The 15,516-nt window shown below is 71.2% G+C and carries 10 protein-coding genes; 3 read left to right on the top strand and 7 right to left on the bottom strand.

Annotation, left to right across the window (positions count from 1 at the left end; translation table 11 throughout):
* Position 1: 1 nt before the first annotated feature.
* The 4 genes from pepN (OG710_RS08555) to pepN (OG710_RS08540) all read right to left on the bottom strand — a co-directional run bounded on the left by pepN (OG710_RS08555) (position 2) and on the right by pepN (OG710_RS08540) (position 10,008).
* The gene (pepN, locus tag OG710_RS08555) at positions 2-2,578 is read right to left on the bottom strand and encodes an aminopeptidase N (RefSeq protein ID WP_330238770.1); all 2,577 of its coding nucleotides are present in this window, start codon (positions 2,576-2,578) and stop codon (positions 2-4) included.
* Between the two features lie 118 nt (positions 2,579-2,696).
* Positions 2,697-3,725: an aspartate-semialdehyde dehydrogenase gene (locus OG710_RS08550; protein WP_330238769.1), complete on the bottom strand. Its 1,029-nt coding sequence runs from the start codon at positions 3,723-3,725 to the stop codon at positions 2,697-2,699.
* 180 nt (positions 3,726-3,905) lie between these two features.
* Positions 3,906-7,217 carry a S8 family serine peptidase gene (locus OG710_RS08545; RefSeq protein ID WP_330238768.1) on the bottom strand — a complete coding sequence of 1,104 codons (3,312 nt, stop codon included), beginning with the start codon at positions 7,215-7,217 and terminating at the stop codon, positions 3,906-3,908.
* Between the two features lie 199 nt (positions 7,218-7,416).
* Positions 7,417-10,008: an aminopeptidase N gene (pepN, locus tag OG710_RS08540; RefSeq protein WP_330238767.1), complete on the bottom strand. Its 2,592-nt coding sequence runs from the start codon at positions 10,006-10,008 to the stop codon at positions 7,417-7,419.
* Positions 10,009-10,140: 132 nt separating this feature from the next.
* On the opposite strand from pepN (OG710_RS08540), the gene OG710_RS08535 reads away from it, so the two are divergent.
* A complete protein-coding gene (locus OG710_RS08535; protein ID WP_330238766.1) occupies positions 10,141-10,791 on the top strand; it encodes a mycothiol-dependent nitroreductase Rv2466c family protein in 651 nt (216 codons plus the stop codon).
* Between the two features lie 122 nt (positions 10,792-10,913).
* Entirely contained in the window at positions 10,914-11,831 is a 918-nt protein-coding gene (locus OG710_RS08530; protein ID WP_330238765.1) for a DUF4232 domain-containing protein, read from the top strand.
* On the opposite strand, the gene OG710_RS08525 is transcribed toward OG710_RS08530, so the two are convergent.
* The 3 genes from OG710_RS08525 to OG710_RS08515 all read right to left on the bottom strand — a co-directional run bounded on the left by OG710_RS08525 (position 11,822) and on the right by OG710_RS08515 (position 14,511).
* Positions 11,822-12,787, bottom strand: a complete 966-nt coding sequence (locus OG710_RS08525; RefSeq protein WP_111331637.1) for an aldo/keto reductase — start codon at positions 12,785-12,787, stop codon at positions 11,822-11,824. The genes OG710_RS08530 and OG710_RS08525 overlap by 10 nt on opposite strands.
* Positions 12,788-12,879: 92 nt before the next feature.
* A complete protein-coding gene (locus OG710_RS08520; protein ID WP_330238764.1) occupies positions 12,880-13,719 on the bottom strand; it encodes an MOSC domain-containing protein in 840 nt (279 codons plus the stop codon).
* Between the two features lie 150 nt (positions 13,720-13,869).
* On the bottom strand, positions 13,870-14,511 hold the full coding sequence (locus OG710_RS08515) for a superoxide dismutase (RefSeq protein WP_111331647.1): 642 nt from the start codon (positions 14,509-14,511) through the stop codon (positions 13,870-13,872).
* A gap of 369 nt (positions 14,512-14,880) precedes the next feature.
* Here OG710_RS08515 and OG710_RS08510 point away from each other — a divergent pair, with 369 nt between their 5' ends.
* On the top strand, positions 14,881-15,474 hold the full coding sequence (locus tag OG710_RS08510; protein ID WP_330238763.1) for a biotin transporter BioY: 594 nt from the start codon (positions 14,881-14,883) through the stop codon (positions 15,472-15,474).
* Positions 15,475-15,516 lie beyond the last annotated feature (42 nt).

Here is a 15,516-nt window from a genome sequence, read left to right as displayed (position 1 = left end):
GTTACGCGGTCGCGGCCGCCGCGTCCGCCTCCCGTGCCCGCAGCGCGCGCTCCACGCCCGAGCGGGACTCCGAGATCAGCCGGCGCAGACCCGCGCCCGGCTCGGCCGCGGCCAGCCAGGCGTCCGTCGCGTCCAGGGTCTCCTGCGAGACCTGGAGCGCCGGGTACAGGCCGATGGCCACCTGCTGGGCCATCTCGTGGCTCCGCGAGTCCCAGACACCCTTCACCGAGGCGAAGAACTTCTCCGCGTACGGGGCCAGCAGCTCGTGCTGGTCGGTCTGCACGAAGCCCGCGATGACCGCCTCCTGGAGGGAGTTCGGCAGCTTGTCGGACTCCACGACCGACGCCCACGCCTCGGCCTTCGCCTCCTCGGTGGGCCGCGCCGCACGGGCGGAGGCCGCGTGGCGCTCGCCCGCCGCCGTCCGGTCCCGCGCGTACTCGGCGTCGATCTCCTCCTCGTCGATCAGGCCGGTGGCCGCGAGCCGCTGCACGAACGACCAGCGCAGCTCGGTGTCCACGGTCAGGCCCTCGATCGCCTCGGCGCCGTCGAGCAGCGCGCGCAGCAGGTCCAGCTGCTGCGGGGTGCGGGCGGTGGCCGCGAAGGCGCGCGCCCAGGCCAGCTGGTGGTCGCTGCCCGGCTCCGCCGCGCGCAGGTGCGCGAGCGTCGCCTCGGTCCACTGCGTCAGGCCCGCCTCGCGCCACTCCGGCGTCGCGTACAGGTCGATCGCCGTCTTGACCTGGCGGTGCAGCGACTGCACCACACCGATGTCCGACTCCTTGCCGATCCCGGCCAGCACCAGCGCCAGGTAGTCGCGGGCGGCCAGCTCGCCGTCCCGCGTCATGTCCCAGGCCGACGCCCAGCACAGGGCGCGCGGCAGCGACTCGGTGAAGTCGCCCAGGTGCTCCGTGACGACCCGCAGCGACTCCGCGTCCAGGCGGACCTTCGCGTACGACAGGTCGTCGTCGTTGAGCAGGACGACCGCCGGGCGCGCCGTGCCGGCCGGGAACGGCACGGCGGTGCGCTCGCCGTCCACGTCCAGCTCGATCCGGTCCGTACGCACCAGGCTGCCCCCGGCATCCAGGTCGTAGCAGCCGATCGCGATCCGGTGCGGGCGCAGCGTCGGCTCGCCCTTGGCGCCGGCGGGCAGCGCGGGCGCCTCCTGGAGCACGCTGAACGAGGTGACGTGACCGTTCTCGTCGGTCTCGATCTCCGGGCGCAGGACGTTGATGCCGGCCGTCTCCAGCCACGCCTTCGACCAGGTCTTCAGGTCGCGGCCGGAGGTCTCCTCCAGCGCGCCCAGCAGATCGGTCAGCCGGGTGTTGCCGAAGGCGTGCGCCTTGAAGTACGCCTGCACGCCCTTGAAGAACTCGTCCATGCCGACGTACGCCACGAGCTGCTTGAGGACGGAGGCGCCCTTGGCGTACGTGATGCCGTCGAAGTTGACCAGGACGTCGTCCAGGTCGCGGATGTCCGCCATGATCGGGTGCGTCGAGGGGAGCTGGTCCTGCCGGTAGGCCCAGGTCTTCATGGAGTTGGCGAACGTGGTCCACGAGTGCGGCCAGCCGGAGCCCTCCGCGTACGCGAGGCAGGCGACCGAGGTGTACGTGGCGAACGACTCGTTCAGCCAGAGGTCGTTCCACCACTCCATCGTGACGAGGTCGCCGAACCACATGTGGGCCAGCTCGTGCAGGATGGTCTCGGCCCGCGTCTCGTACGCGGCGTCCGTCACCTTGGACCGGAACACGTACTGGTCGCGGATGGTGACCGCGCCCGCGTTCTCCATCGCGCCCGCGTTGAACTCGGGGACGAAGAGCTGGTCGTACTTGGCGAACGGGTAGTCGTAGTCGAACTTCTCCTGGAACCAGTCGAAGCCCATCCGGGTCACGTCGAAGATCGCGTCCGCGTCCAGGAACTCGGCCAGCGAGGGCCGGCAGTAGATGCCCAGCGGAACGGTCCGGCCGTCCTTCTCGTAGCTGCTGTGCACCGAGTGGTACGGACCGGCGATCAGCGCGGTGATGTACGTGGAGACGCGCGGCGTCGGCTCGAAGGACCAGACGTCGTCCTTCGGCTCCGGCGTCGGCGAGTTGGAGATCACGGTCCAGCCGGCCGGGGCCTTCACGGTGAACCGGAAGGTCGCCTTCAGGTCCGGCTGCTCGAAGCTCGCGAAGACGCGGCGCGCGTCCGGGACCTCGAACTGGGTGTAGAGGTACGCCTGCTCGTCGACCGGGTCGACGAAGCGGTGCAGGCCCTCGCCCGTGTTGGTGTACGCGCAGTCGGCGACGACCTTCAGCTCGTTGGCACCGGCCTGCAGGTGGGGCAGGGCGATCCGGGAGTCGCGGAACACCGCCGCGACGTCCAACGCCCTGCCGTTCAGCTCGACCTCGTGCACCGCGGGGGCGACCAGGTCGATGAAGGTCTCCGCACCGGCTTCGGCGGAGTCGAAGCGCACGACGGTGACGGACCGGTAGATCCCGCCCTCCTGCGCTCCGGAGAGGTCGAGATCGATCTCGTACGCGTCCACGGTCAGCAGGCGCGCCCGCTCCTGTGCCTCTTCGCGGGTCAGATTCGTGCCAGGCACGCGGTCATCTCCTTGCTCTGTGATGTTTCCGGCCATCCTTCCACGAGCCCCCGCGCCTGTCCGCAGCGCCGGACGGGGCCGGAAATCCGGCCCCGCCCGGCGCTCGGGAACGACCGGTTCAGCCGCGCAGCTCGGCCGCGACCAGCTCCGCGATCTGGACCGCGTTCAGCGCCGCGCCCTTGCGCAGGTTGTCGTTGGAGACGAACAGCGCCAGGCCGTTCTCCGCGGTCTCGTCGGTGCGGATGCGCCCCACGAAGGAGGCGTCCTTGCCCGCGGCCTGGAGCGGCGTGGGAATCTCGGACAGCTCGACGCCCGGCGCGTCCTTGAGCAGCTCGTACGCGCGCTCCACGCCGATCGGGCGGGCGAAGCGGGCGTTCACCTGGAGCGAGTGGCCGGAGAAGACCGGGACGCGGACACAGGTGCCGGAGACCTTCAGGCCGGGGATCTCCAGGATCTTGCGGGACTCGTTGCGGAGCTTCTGCTCCTCGTCCGTCTCGAAGGAGCCGTCGTCCACGATGGCGCCGGCCAGCGGCAGCACGTTGAAGGCGATGGGGCGCTTGTAGACGCCGGGCTCGGGGAAGTCCACGGCCGCGCCGTCGTGCGTGAGCTTGTCCGCGTCGGCGACGACCTTGGACGCCTGGCCGTGCAGCTCGGCGACACCGGCCAGGCCGGAGCCGGAGACCGCCTGGTACGTGGCGACGGTGAGCGCTTCGAGCCCCGCCTCCTCGTGCAGCGGGCGCAGCACGGGCATGGCGGCCATCGTGGTGCAGTTCGGGTTGGCGATGATGCCCTTGGGGCGGTTCGCGATCGCGTGCGGGTTGACCTCGGAGACGACCAGCGGGACCTCGGGGTCCTTGCGCCAGGCCGAGGAGTTGTCGATCACCACGGCGCCCTGCGAGGCGACCTTCTCGGCGAGTGCCTTGGAGGTGGCGCCGCCGGCCGAGAACAGCACGATGTCCAGGCCGGTGTAGTCGGCGGTCGAGGCGTCCTCGACGGTGATCTCGCGCCCCTTCCACTCGATGGTGGAGCCGGCCGAACGCGCGGAAGCGAACAGCCGCAGCTCGTCGGCCGGGAACTCGCGTTCGGCCAGGATGCTGCGCATGACTGTGCCGACCTGACCGGTGGCGCCGACGATTCCGACCTTCACAGGAACTCCCTCAGACGTACGAACGGGCACGGTTGCCGCTCCATGATGCGTATGTCCACGGCTGCCTTGTCCAATCCATTGTCCGACCTGCGGACCGCGTATGCGCAGCGCAGCGGGGGCGGGCGCTCCGTGAGCACCCGCCCCCGCCGTTGTGCACGTCACATGTTCGACACGGTGTGACTACGGGGTGACGTTCTGGATCACCACGCTGCCGGTGCCCGCCGCGGTGCCGCGCGCGTTCACCAGGCTGACCTCACCGAAGAACTGCCGGCCCTCGGGGGCCGCGCCGGCCACCTTCACCTCGGCGCCGACCTCGGCGGACTCGCCGGCGGCCAGGTTCACGGCCTTCGACTCGTCCACGGAGATGGTGCCGAGCGCCGCCGAGTAGTAGACGTCGCGGTAGTCGTACTCGGTGGTGCCGGCCGGGACGTCGTAGCCGTCGATCAGGACGGTGTACGTGCCGGCGGCCGGCTTCAGCAGGCTGACGGACTCCTCGGAGCCCGCCGTGGTGGAGGCGCCCACCTCGGCGGAACCCTTGTACACGTACAGGTCGAGGTCGGCGTTGGCGTCGGTGGTGCCGCCGATGGCGACGTCCAGCTTCTCGACGCCCTCACCGATGGTGACCTCCTTGACGTACGTGCCACCGGTGGAGATCGACGGGCGCTCCACGTCCGCCGAGCCCAGCGAGCCGCCCTTGAGGTGCGCCTCCAGGGGCCCCGCGTTGTTGGTGACCGTCCAGTCGACCGCGGCCGGGGTGCCGATCTTCGCCTCGGCGATGGTCTGCACCGCCGGGTCGAAGGTCGCGCCGAGCAGCGCCACGTTCAGCCGGTACGGGTTGTCCAGCAGCGGCGAGGTGCGCCGCGCCTCGACCTCGATCTCCCAGACGCCGGGCTGCGGGTCGGCGTAGGAACGCGCGTCCGGGCGGCAGGTGTTGGCCGGGTTCTCGTAGTTCGGGTAGCAGTTCGGCGTGCTGCTGTCCTCCATCTGCACCCCGTACGGGTGGATGGAGATGAAGCGGGTCTGGCTGCCCGAGCGCAGGGCGCCCAGCGAGACCTCCAGGGTCCTGGCCCCCTCCGGCACGGTCACGAAGTACGACGTGGTGCTGTTGCGCTGCACCGTGCCGGACGTCGTGTACGCGTAGGACGGCTTCGCCAGCTCCTTGGAGACGACGACCGTGGTGAGGATCTGCTGGTCGGTGCCGGCGGTCTTCCTGTCGTCGAGCTGGAGGATCGCGCTGTGCACGCCCGCGGTGCGCGGCTTCGCCTGGACCTTGACGGTGACCGGCTTGCCGAGCGGCAGCGAGACCTTCTTGGGGCCGACGATCCGGAAGGTGCCGTCGTCGTACTTCCAGGAGAGCTTGTGCGCGACGTCGCGGTCGGGGCCCGTGGTGCGGGTGACCGTGACGTCGTAGGTCTTCTTCTGGCCCGCCTTCAGGCCGCCCTCGCGGTCGTAGAGGCCGGTGCCGAAGCCCGGGGTCTTCAGCGCGAAGTCGATCGCGGTGTCCACCGGCGCCTTGACGGTGTACTCGTGCGCCGGGGCGCCCTTCCGGGAGATCAGCTTCCAGGCGTCCACGATGTCGATCAGACCGGCGCCCTGGGCGTGCGCGGGCACTCCCTTGATCTTGGTGGCGGTGCTGGTCAGCGCGGTGCGCAGATCGGCCGGGGGCAGCTCGATGTGCTTCTGCTTCGCGGCGGACAGCAGCAGCGCGGCGGCGCCGGCGGCCTGCGGGGAGGCCATCGACGTGCCCTGGAGCATCGAGTAGCCGGCGGGCAGCGAGTAGCCGGCCTCCTTGACCGGGCCGCCGGGCAGCCAGGTCTGCGTGGAGTTGATGGCCGCGCCGGGGGCGGTCAGGGTCGGCGCGAATCCGCCGTCCTCGCGCGGGCCGCGCGAGGAGAACGGCATCATGTCGTACTTCTTGGTGACGCCGGAGCCGTAGTTGGCGGCCCAGGTCTCCTTGGAGATGGACGCGCCGACCGAGATGACGTGGTCGGCGAGGCCGGGGTCGCCGATGGTGTTGACGCCGGGGCCGTCGTTGCCGGCCGAGATGACCAGCTGGACGCCGTAGATGTCCACGAGCCGCTTGTACAGCTCGGCGCGGGCGTTGTTGCCGTCGTTCAGCGGCGGCAGACCGCCGATCGACATGTTGACGATGTCCACGCCGCGGTTCACGACGAGGTCGATCATGCCCTCGGTGAGCGCGATGTTGGTGCAGCCGCCGGACCAGGTGCAGGCGCGCGAGGAGACGATCTTCGCGCCGGGCGCGGCACCGTCCATCTTCCCGCCGAACAGGCCGTTGGCGGCGGTGATGCCCGCGACGTGCGTGCCGTGCTCGGACTCGATGACACCGATGGAGACGAAGTCGGCGGTGTCGCCCGCCGCGTTGTAGACGACGTCCGCGCGGTTCTCGACGACGAACGGGATGCGCTCGACCACGTCGGTGCGCGGGTCGTCCTTGCCGAAGTAGGAGACCTGGTGCTTCTCCTTGTACGGCTTGAGCGCGGTGTCGTCGCGGAAGTCCGCGTTGCCGTTCAGGTCGACGCGGGAGGTGCCGGTGACCGGGTCGTAGAGGACGGCCCAGGTGTCGGTGGTGTCGCCGTCGCGGTTCAGGTCGCCCGCCATGTCGCCGCCCTTGGTGGCGGCCTCGGCGAACACGCTGATCCGGTACGACCCCTTGGGCGCGTTGTACGTACGCCCCTTGTACGTGAACACCGGGCCGGAGACGGCGTCCGTCATCCGCAGCCAGGTGCCGTCGCCGTCGCTCACCGGGTCGGTGGCGGTCACCCAGTCGACGATCTTGCGCTCGCCGGTGGTGGTCTTCTGCAGCGCCGGGTGGGCGACGTCCACGCCCGAGTCCAGCACGCCGATGGTGATCCCGCGGCCGTCCGCCTTGGGGTGCTGCCGCACGAAGTCGACCGCGCCCGTCTCGAAGGACGGGTTGTACGGGTTCTTCGCCGGGGTCTTCTTCCCCGGCGCCGGGTAGCTGCCGGTGGACTTCGTCCGCGCCTTGGCGCCGGTGGCCCGGTCGGCCGCGGGCGTCGGGTCGTCCAGCATGATCTCCTGCTTGAGATCGATGCCGTGGACGGAGCTGAGCTTCGACGCCGCCTTGATGGTGGCCTCGGCGGCGGAGGTCGGCACGGTCGCCCGGACGTAGCCGAGTCTGTCGTAGGCGAGGCCCAGCACGGAGCCCTTGACGGCGTCCAGCTGCTTGGTGACCTGCTCGGTCGCGCCGGGGGTGGTCGCGACCATCATGGTGACGTTCTTCTCGCCCTTGGCCTTGGCCTTGGTCAGGACCTCGGCGTCGGCGGTGCCCAGCTTGTCGGCCGGAGCGGTGGCACCGGCCTCCTTGACGGGTGAGCCTGCCGGGTCGTCGGCGGCGAAGACGGGGGCCATGCCGGAGGCGGCCAGCGCGGCCGCCAGACCGGCGACGGCCGCCACCCGGGCCGCTCGTCTCGCTCCGGATATGGAACCGGGGGATTCGGAGGTCATCAGCATCCCTGTAAGTGAAAGAGAGAGTCCGGAAATCGGTACCGGATGACCGCTCACCCTTTCGTAAATGACAGGGGTTTGTGGAGAGTTGTGGGGGACTTGTTGAGTACATGGCGTAATCCCGCCACTGGTGCCGAAGCGTCAGACGGGACGAACGGGCCGATACGCCACGCGTACCGACCCGCCCGTCCCGCCCGTGACTCCGTTACGCCACCGAGTCGACCGCCTGCGCCCGCAGGGCGCGCGCCAGGTCGTCGCGGGACTCCAGTACCAGCCGGCGCAGCGCCGGTGCCGCGTCCGCGTGCGATTCCAGCCAGGCGTCGGTCGCCTCCAGCGTCGCCGGGTCGTCCTGGAGCGACGGGAACAGGCCCCGCACCACGGCCATCCCGATCTGGATCGACCGGTCCGCCCACACCCGCTCGATCGCCTCGAAGTACCGCTCCGCGTAGGGCGCCAGCAACTCCCGCTGCGAGGACTGCTCGAAGCCCGCGATCGTGGCCTCCACCAGCGCGTTGGACAGCGCGTCCGACTCCACGACGTCCGCCCACGCCCGCGCCTTCACCTCGGCGGACGGCCGGGACGCCAGGCACCGCACCCGGTGCCGCTCGCCGGACGCCGTGTCGTCCCGCGCCAGCTCCGCGTCCACCGCCGCCTCGTCGGCCACCAGATGCGAGACCAGCGGCGACAGGAACGCCCAGCGCAGTTCCTGGTCCACGTCCAGCCCGTCGATCCGGGCGGACCCGTCGAGCAGCCCGGACAGCAGCTGGAAGTCGGTGTCCGACGCGGCCACCGACGCGAAGAACCGGGCCCAGGCCAGCTGGTGCTCGCTGCCGGGCTCGGCGAGCCGCAGTTCGCCGAGCGCGCCCTCGGCCAGCGCCCGGCCGCCCTCCTCGCGCCACGCGGGCGCCGCGTAGTGCGTCAGCGCGCCGCGCGTCCAGGCGTGCAGCATCTGGAGCACGCCGATGTCCGTCTCGCGCCCCGCGAACGCCAGCACCAGAGATACGAAGTCACGGGCCGGCATCAGCCCGTCCCGCGTGAGGTTCCACAGCGCCGACCAGCACAGGGCACGGGCCAGCGGGTCCGTGATGTCGCCCAGATGCGCCCGCAGCGTGGCCAGCGACACCTCGTCGAACCGCACCTTGCAGTACGTCAGGTCGTCGTCGTTGACCAGGATCAGCTCGGGCCGCTCGGCCCCGGCCAGCTCCCCGATCACCGTGCGCGGGCCCGACACGTCCGCCTCGGCACGCGCGTAGCGCACCAGCGCGCCCTCGGCGTCGCGCCGGTACAGGCCCACGGCGACCCGGTGCGGCCGCAGCTCCGGGTGGGACTCGGCGGCCTCCTGGAGGACGGCCAGCTCGGTGATCCGGCCGGCCGCGTCGTACGTCGCCACCGGGGTCATCGAGTTGACGCCCGCGGTCTGCAGCCAGGAGCGCGACCACGCGGTCATGTCCCGCCCGGACGTCTCGGACAGCACCGACAGCAGGTCCCCGAGCGTGGTGTTGCCGTAGGCGTGCTTCTTGAAGTAGCGCCGGGCGCCCTCCAGGAACGCCTCCCGGCCCACGTACGCCACCAGCTGCTTGAGCACCGAGGCGCCCTTGGCGTACGTGATGCCGTCGAAGTTCAGCTTGGCGTCCTCCAGGTCACGGATGTCGGCCGTGATCGGGTGGGTGGACGGCAGCTGGTCGGCGCGGTACGCCCAGGACTTGCGGTTGTTCGCGAAGGTGATCCAGCCGTCCTCGAAGCGGGTCGCGCCGGTCATCGCGAAGACGCCCATGAAGTCCGCGAAGGACTCCTTCAGCCACAGGTCGTCCCACCACCCCATGGTGACGAGGTCCCCGAACCACATGTGCGCCATCTCGTGCAGGATGACGTTGGCCCGGCCCTCGTACGCCGCCTGCGTCACCTTGCCGCGGAAGATGTACTCCTCGCGGAACGTGACACAGCCCGGATTCTCCATCGCGCCGAGGTTGTACTCCGGCACGAACGCCTGGTCGTACTTCCCGAACGGGTACGGGTAGTCGAAGTTGTCGTGGAAGAAGTCCAGGCCCTGCTTGGTGATCAGGAAGACGTCGTCGGCGTCGAAGTGCTTGGCGAGCCCCTTGCGGCACATCGCGCCGAGCGGGATCTCCAGCGTCGTGCCGTCCTCGAAGGTCCGGCTGTAGGAGTCCGTCACGTAGTGGTAGGGACCGGCGACGACCGCCGTGATGTACGTGGAGATCGGCTTCGTCTCCGCGAACCGCCACACCCCGCCCTCGCGGGACTCCTCCGCGCCGTTGCTCCACACCGTCCACTCCGCGGGCGCCGTCACCCGGAAGCGGTACGGGGCCTTGAGGTCGGGCTGCTCGAAGTTGGCGAAGACGCGGCGCGCGTCCGCCGGCTCGTACTGGGTGTAGAGGTAGACCTCGCCGTCCTCCGGGTCGACGAAGCGGTGCATGCCCTCGCCGGTACGGCTGTACGCGCACTGCGCGTCGACCACCAGGACGTGCTCGCCCTCCGACAGGTCCGCCAGCGTCACCCGCGCCCCGTCGAACACGGCGGCCGGGTCCAGCTCGGCACCGTCCAGCGTCACCGCGCTGACGGACGGGGCGATCAGGTCCGCGAAGGTGGACGCGCCGCCGCGCCGCGTGCGGAACCGGATCGTCGTCACCGAGCGGAAGGTCAGCGGGCCATGGGCCCGCTCGTCCCGGCCGGGGTCGCCGACCGCCGAACGGACGTCGAGTTCGACGTCGTAACCGTCGACGGTCAGCAGCTCCGCTCGCTCGCGGGCCTCGTCGCGGGACAGGTTCTCGCCGGGCACGGCACACTCCTTTGTGTCACGTTCGAATAGTTTGATCCTCGCATGCCGCCTCCCGGAGTCGCGGGCGGGAATGGCCGGAGCGTCGTCCGGTGTTCTCGCGCACGGAGCGTTCGGTCCAGTTCGAGGAGAGAGATGTCTGACAACAGCACGGCGAGCGGCAGGACCCCCGTCGACTTCTGGTTCGACCCGGTCTGCCCCTGGGCCTGGATGACCTCCCGCTGGATGCTGGAGGTGGAGAAGGTCCGCGACGTCGAGGTCCGCTGGCACGTCATGAGCCTGTCCGTGCTCAACGAGGACCGGATCGACGAGCTGCCGGAGGAGTACCGCGACATGCTGGAGAACAAGGCGTGGGGCCCGGTACGGGTCGTCGTCGCCGCCCAGCAGAAGCACGGCGACGAGGTGGTCGGCCCGCTCTACACCGCGCTCGGCACCCGCATCCACAACCGGGGCGAGGGCGTCACCCCCGAGGCCGTCGAGGCCGCGCTGAAGGACGTCGGCCTGCCCGTCGAACTGGCCGCGTACGCGGACTCCGACGCCTACGACACCGAACTGCGCGCCTCCCACCGGGAGGGCATCGAGAAGGTGGGCCAGGAGGTCGGCACGCCGGTCATCGCCGTACCCGGCCCGGACGGCGGACAGATCGCCTTCTTCGGCCCGGTCGTCACCCCCGCGCCCAAGGGCGAGGAGGCCGCGAAGCTCTGGGACGGCACCCTGATGGTCGCCTCCATCCCCGGCTTCTACGAGATCAAGCGCACCCGTACCCAGGGCCCGATCTTCGACTGAGCACCCCGACGCGGGGGTCCGGCCGTCTTCGGGCCCGACCCCCGCGCCCTTGTGACGCCACCGTGACGCGATATGTGACCTGGCGCACAGCACCTCCCGGTGCGCTTTGATCTTCTGGACGGATGCGCCCCGCCCCCGTCCTCGCCCTGTGTGCCGCCCTCGCGAGCACCGCGCTGCTCACCGGCTGCGGGAAGGAGACGGCCGCCGGGGCCTCGCCCGCCGCCACCTGCGCCTCCCTCGCCCCGGTCCCCGACCCGGCCGGCCGGACCTGGGACGACGTCCGGGTCATCAGCGGCAAGTGCGGGCCCTCCGGCGCCCCCTCCACCGGGTTCGAGGTCACCAACAACGACGACGAACCGCTGACCTACACCATCACCTTCACCCTGGTGAACGGCTTCGGCGAGGCCATGGACAGCGTCACGCGCACCGTCGAGGCGGTGAAGCCCGGCCAGACCGTGCGCCGCCCCCTCGACACGGACGAAGGACCCGGCTCCGCGCGCGGCCACCGGGCCCGGATCACCAAGGTCCGCGCCGTCCCGGCGAACGGGGCGCCCGGCGGGACGGACGCCTGCCCGCCCTCCGGGGTCCGCATCACCAACGACAAGGGCGACGCCGCGATGGGCCTGCGCGTCGTCGGCATCCACCTGGTCAACTGCTCCACCGCCGACTACCGCCTGAACGGCTACCCCGCGCTGCGGCTCCTGGGCGAGGACCGCGAGCCGGTGACCGGCGTGGACATCCTGCGCGGCACCGACAAGATCTCCACCGGGATCGGCGGCGACCCCTCGCCCCGCCCCGTCACACTGCGGCCCGGCGAGAGCGCCTACGCCAACCTCGCCTGGCGCAACACCACCACGGCCGGCGACCCGGTCGACGCCCCCTACGTCGAGGTCACCGCCAGGCCCGGCGCCGAACCGGTGACCGTCACCCCGGAACTGGACCTCGGGACCACCGGCCGGCTCGGCGTCGGCCCGTGGACGAAGACCCCGAAGGACCAGCAGCCGCGACCGGACCAGCGGCCGGGCGCCTCTCAGGAGTAGAAGTCGCGCTGCCAGCGGTGCTTCGCCAGCACCGCCAACTGCTCGGCGGTCAGCGGACGTCCGTCGCCGACGGCGGTGTTGCGCTCCACGTTGCGCACGCTGCGCATGCCCGGGATGACGGTGGAGACGGCCGGGTGGCTCAGGACGAACCGCAGCGCGTGCTCGGCGATCTCGTCCTGCCCGATGCCCAGGTCCGCGACGATCGCCGCGACGCGCCGCTCGACCTCGGCCGGGCGGTCGTCGCGGAAGTAGCGGTTGCGCCAGTCGCCCTCGGGGAACGTCGTGTCCGCGGTGATCCGGCCGGTCAGCCCGCCCTCGTCCAGCGCGACCCGCACGACGACCCCGACCCCGTACTCCTGGCAGGCCGGCAGCAGCGCGTCGGCGGGGGACTGGTCGAACACGTTGTAGATGACCTGCACGCTGTCCACCGCGCCGCTGCGCACCAGTGCGAGGGCGCTGTCGGGCGCGTGGTCGTTGACGGAGACCCCGAACAGCCGGATCTTGCCCTCCCGCTTCAGCGCGGCGACCGTCTCCAGCCAGTCCCCGCGCCCCAGCCACTCGTCGTTCCAGACGTGGAACTGGAGCACGTCGAAGTGGTCGAGGCCGGAGGCGGCAAGGCTGGTCTCCAGGCTGGCGCGGATGTGCTCGCCGGGGAACGCGTCCGCCGGGTCCGTGCCGTCGGCCGCCGGCCACACCCCGTTCTTCGGCGGCACCTTGGTCGCGACGAGCACCCCGTCACCGGCCCGCGCGCGCACGACCTCTCCGACGATGCGCTCGCTCTCGCCGTAGCCGCGCGCCGTGTCGATCAGGTTCACGCCGAGGTCGACGGCCCGGTTCAGGGCGCGCAGCGACTCGTCCCGACTCGCCCCCACCCAGCTCGACTCGCCGATGCCCCAGGCTCCGTAGCCGATCTCCGACACCGAAAGTCCGCTGCGTCCCAGCTCGCGGTAGCGCACAGTCATCCTCCACGTCGTCGTCCCGTTCACGGGGAACATCGGCACGACGATAGGAGAGCGGGCCGCGCGCGGCAGCCGGTTTTACGGGGGGTTCAGCCGGCCACCGCGCTGTGCACGGCGACCGGGTCGCCGACCCGCACCACGCCCTCGCGGACCACCGCGTTCTTCGTGCCGAAGCTGAGCTTGTTGCCGTACTCCGGCTCCTTACGGTACGTGGCCATCGTGCGCACCGGCTCCGGGCCCGCGCGGAGGCCGGTGCGCTGGTCCACGAGCGGGACGTTGCACCGCAGCGCCCGTACCGAGTAGGCGAGTTCGGCGGTGCCCACGGTCATCCCGGCCACCCGGTCCTCGAAGTGCGGTTCGCCGTCGCCGGCCAGCACGATGTTGGGCCGGAAGCGGTTCATGGGGACGGGCGCGGCGTCGCCCCGCTCCGCGATGCGGGCGTTGAGCCCGGCCAGCGAGGCCGTCGAGGTGACCAGGACCGCGTGCGCGTCGGCGAAGTTGACCTTGCCGGGGGTCTCGCCCCAGCCGTCGCGGTCGAAGCCGGGGACCACCCGTACCAGCCGGGACGCGGCCCCGAGCGCCTCGGAGAACCACTCCGCCGCCGCGTCGCCCTGGTCCGCGGCGGGCCCGAGGGCCTTGCCGAACATGCTGACCTCGCGGCGCGGCCCGTCCGGGTCGACGTCCAGGCGCAGTGTTCCGGGCCCCTCGGCGGACAGGGCGAGGGCCGCACCCGAGTCCAGGACGCGGACGCCGATCGCCGCCATCGCGGGGTGGGTGCGCTGGCTGCGGAACGCGCCGTCGGCCGCGGCGACCACCATGAACGTCCGGTCGTGGGCGAGGCCGGTGACGGTGACGCGGGCGGAGTCCACCGAGGTTCCGGCACAGCCCTTGACCGGGTAGTGGACCAACTCGTGGACGGTGACGGTCATGAAGTGCTCCTCATGGCAGACATCATGGCAGCCGCCGGGGCAACAAGGAGGGCCCCCGTCCGTCACGTCCGGGCGGGGGCCTCCTCTTCAACCGCCTGCCAGGTGAAGGGTGAGAAGACGATCACGAGGCAGGACGTTCGGGGTGCCCGGTCAGGGGGCGAGCAGCAGGACGTCCGCGCGCTCCTTGGCGGCGGCGTAGCGCCTGGCCACGTCCTGCCAGTTGACGACGGCCCACATCGCCTCGATGAAGTCGACCTTCTGGTTCTTGTACTGGAGGTAGAAGGCGTGCTCCCAGGCGTCGAACACCAGGATCGGCGTGGAGCCCTGGCCGACGTTGCCCTGGTGGTCGTAGACCTGCTCGACGATCAGCTTGCCGCTGACCGGCTCGTAGGCGAGGACGCCCCAGCCGGAGCCCTGGGTGGTGGCCGCCGCCTTCGTCAGCTGGGACTTGAAGCCGGCGAACGAGCCGAAGGACTCGGTGATCGCGTCCGCGAGGTCGCCGACGCCGTCCGCCGCGAGGGGCTCGCCGCCGCCGTCACCGGTCATGTTGTGCCAGTAGATGGAGTGCAGGATGTGGCCGGACAGGTGGAAGGCGAGGTTCTTCTGGAGGCCGTTGATCGCTCCCCACGCCTCCTTGTCGCGCGCCTCCTCCAGCTGCTCCAGGGTGTCGTTGGCGCCCTTCACATAGGCGGCGTGGTGCTTGTCGTGGTGCAGCTCGATGATCTGCGGATTGATGACCGGTTCGAGCGCGGCGTAGTCGTACGGGAGTTCCGGGAGCGTGTACGTGGCCATTGGTTTCGAACCCTCCAACTGCTGACAAGTTGTTATTGCAACCTCTATGCAAGAGCAGGCTAACAGCAAAAGTGCCGAACTCCGGGTCGGTCCTTGGGCTTAGGCCCCCGTCCCGGCGTGTCGCGCTTTTGGAGGGAGTGCACAGTCACGGACCCGCGCCCCTCCCCGGGCCGGAGCTGCGGAAACCATCCCCACCTTCGTGACCAGCGTCACCCCCCGCGGTGATTGCGCTGCTGCTCTTGTATGAATTCCACCAACGGCCCAACCGCCGCTTTGTGGGCCGCCGATGGTGATCGAGCACGGCTCAGTCGGCTAACGTCACGATCAGTCCGTCCCCAGCCGTCCCACCCTCACCCCGCGGAGTCCCCGATGAGCACTGCTGCCGCCCCCGCCCGCACCGGAGCGGTCCTCGCCGATCTGCTCCCCGCCGCTCGGCACCGCTACGCCGTGGACGCCGCGCTGGTGCTCGGTGGCGCCGCGCTCACCGGCATAGCCGCCCAGATCGCCGTGCCCGTCCCCGGCTCCCCGGTCCCGGTCACCGGCCAGACCTTCGCGGCCCTCCTCGTCGGCACCGCGCTCGGCGCCCGCCGGGGCTTCCTCTCCCTCGCCGTGTACACGCTCGTCGGCATGGCGGGCATGCCGTGGTTCTCGGCCGGCAGCTCCGGCGCCGGCGGCGCCTCCTTCGGCTACGTCCTCGGCATGCTCCTGGCCGCCACCGTCGTCGGCGGCCTCGCCCGGCGCGGCGGCGACCGCTCGGTCCTGCGCACCGCCGGGACGATGGTCCTCGGCTCCGCGCTCATCTACGCGGTCGGCGTGCCCTACCTCGCCCTGTCCACCGGCATGTCGGCGAGCGCGGCGATCGCCGCGGGCCTGACGCCGTTCCTGCTCGGCGACGCGCTGAAGGCAGCCCTCGCCATGGGCGCGCTGCCGGCCGCCTGGAAGCTCCTGGGCCGCCGCGGCTGACCCGTACGGACTCACCGAGAGGCCCGCCGGACCCCCGGCGGG

Source organism: Streptomyces sp. NBC_00525 (assembly GCF_036346595.1).
Lineage (GTDB): Bacteria > Actinomycetota > Actinomycetes > Streptomycetales > Streptomycetaceae > Streptomyces.
The sequence above is the reverse complement of the archived record's forward strand: the minus strand, read 5'-3'. Positions and strand labels throughout refer to the sequence as shown.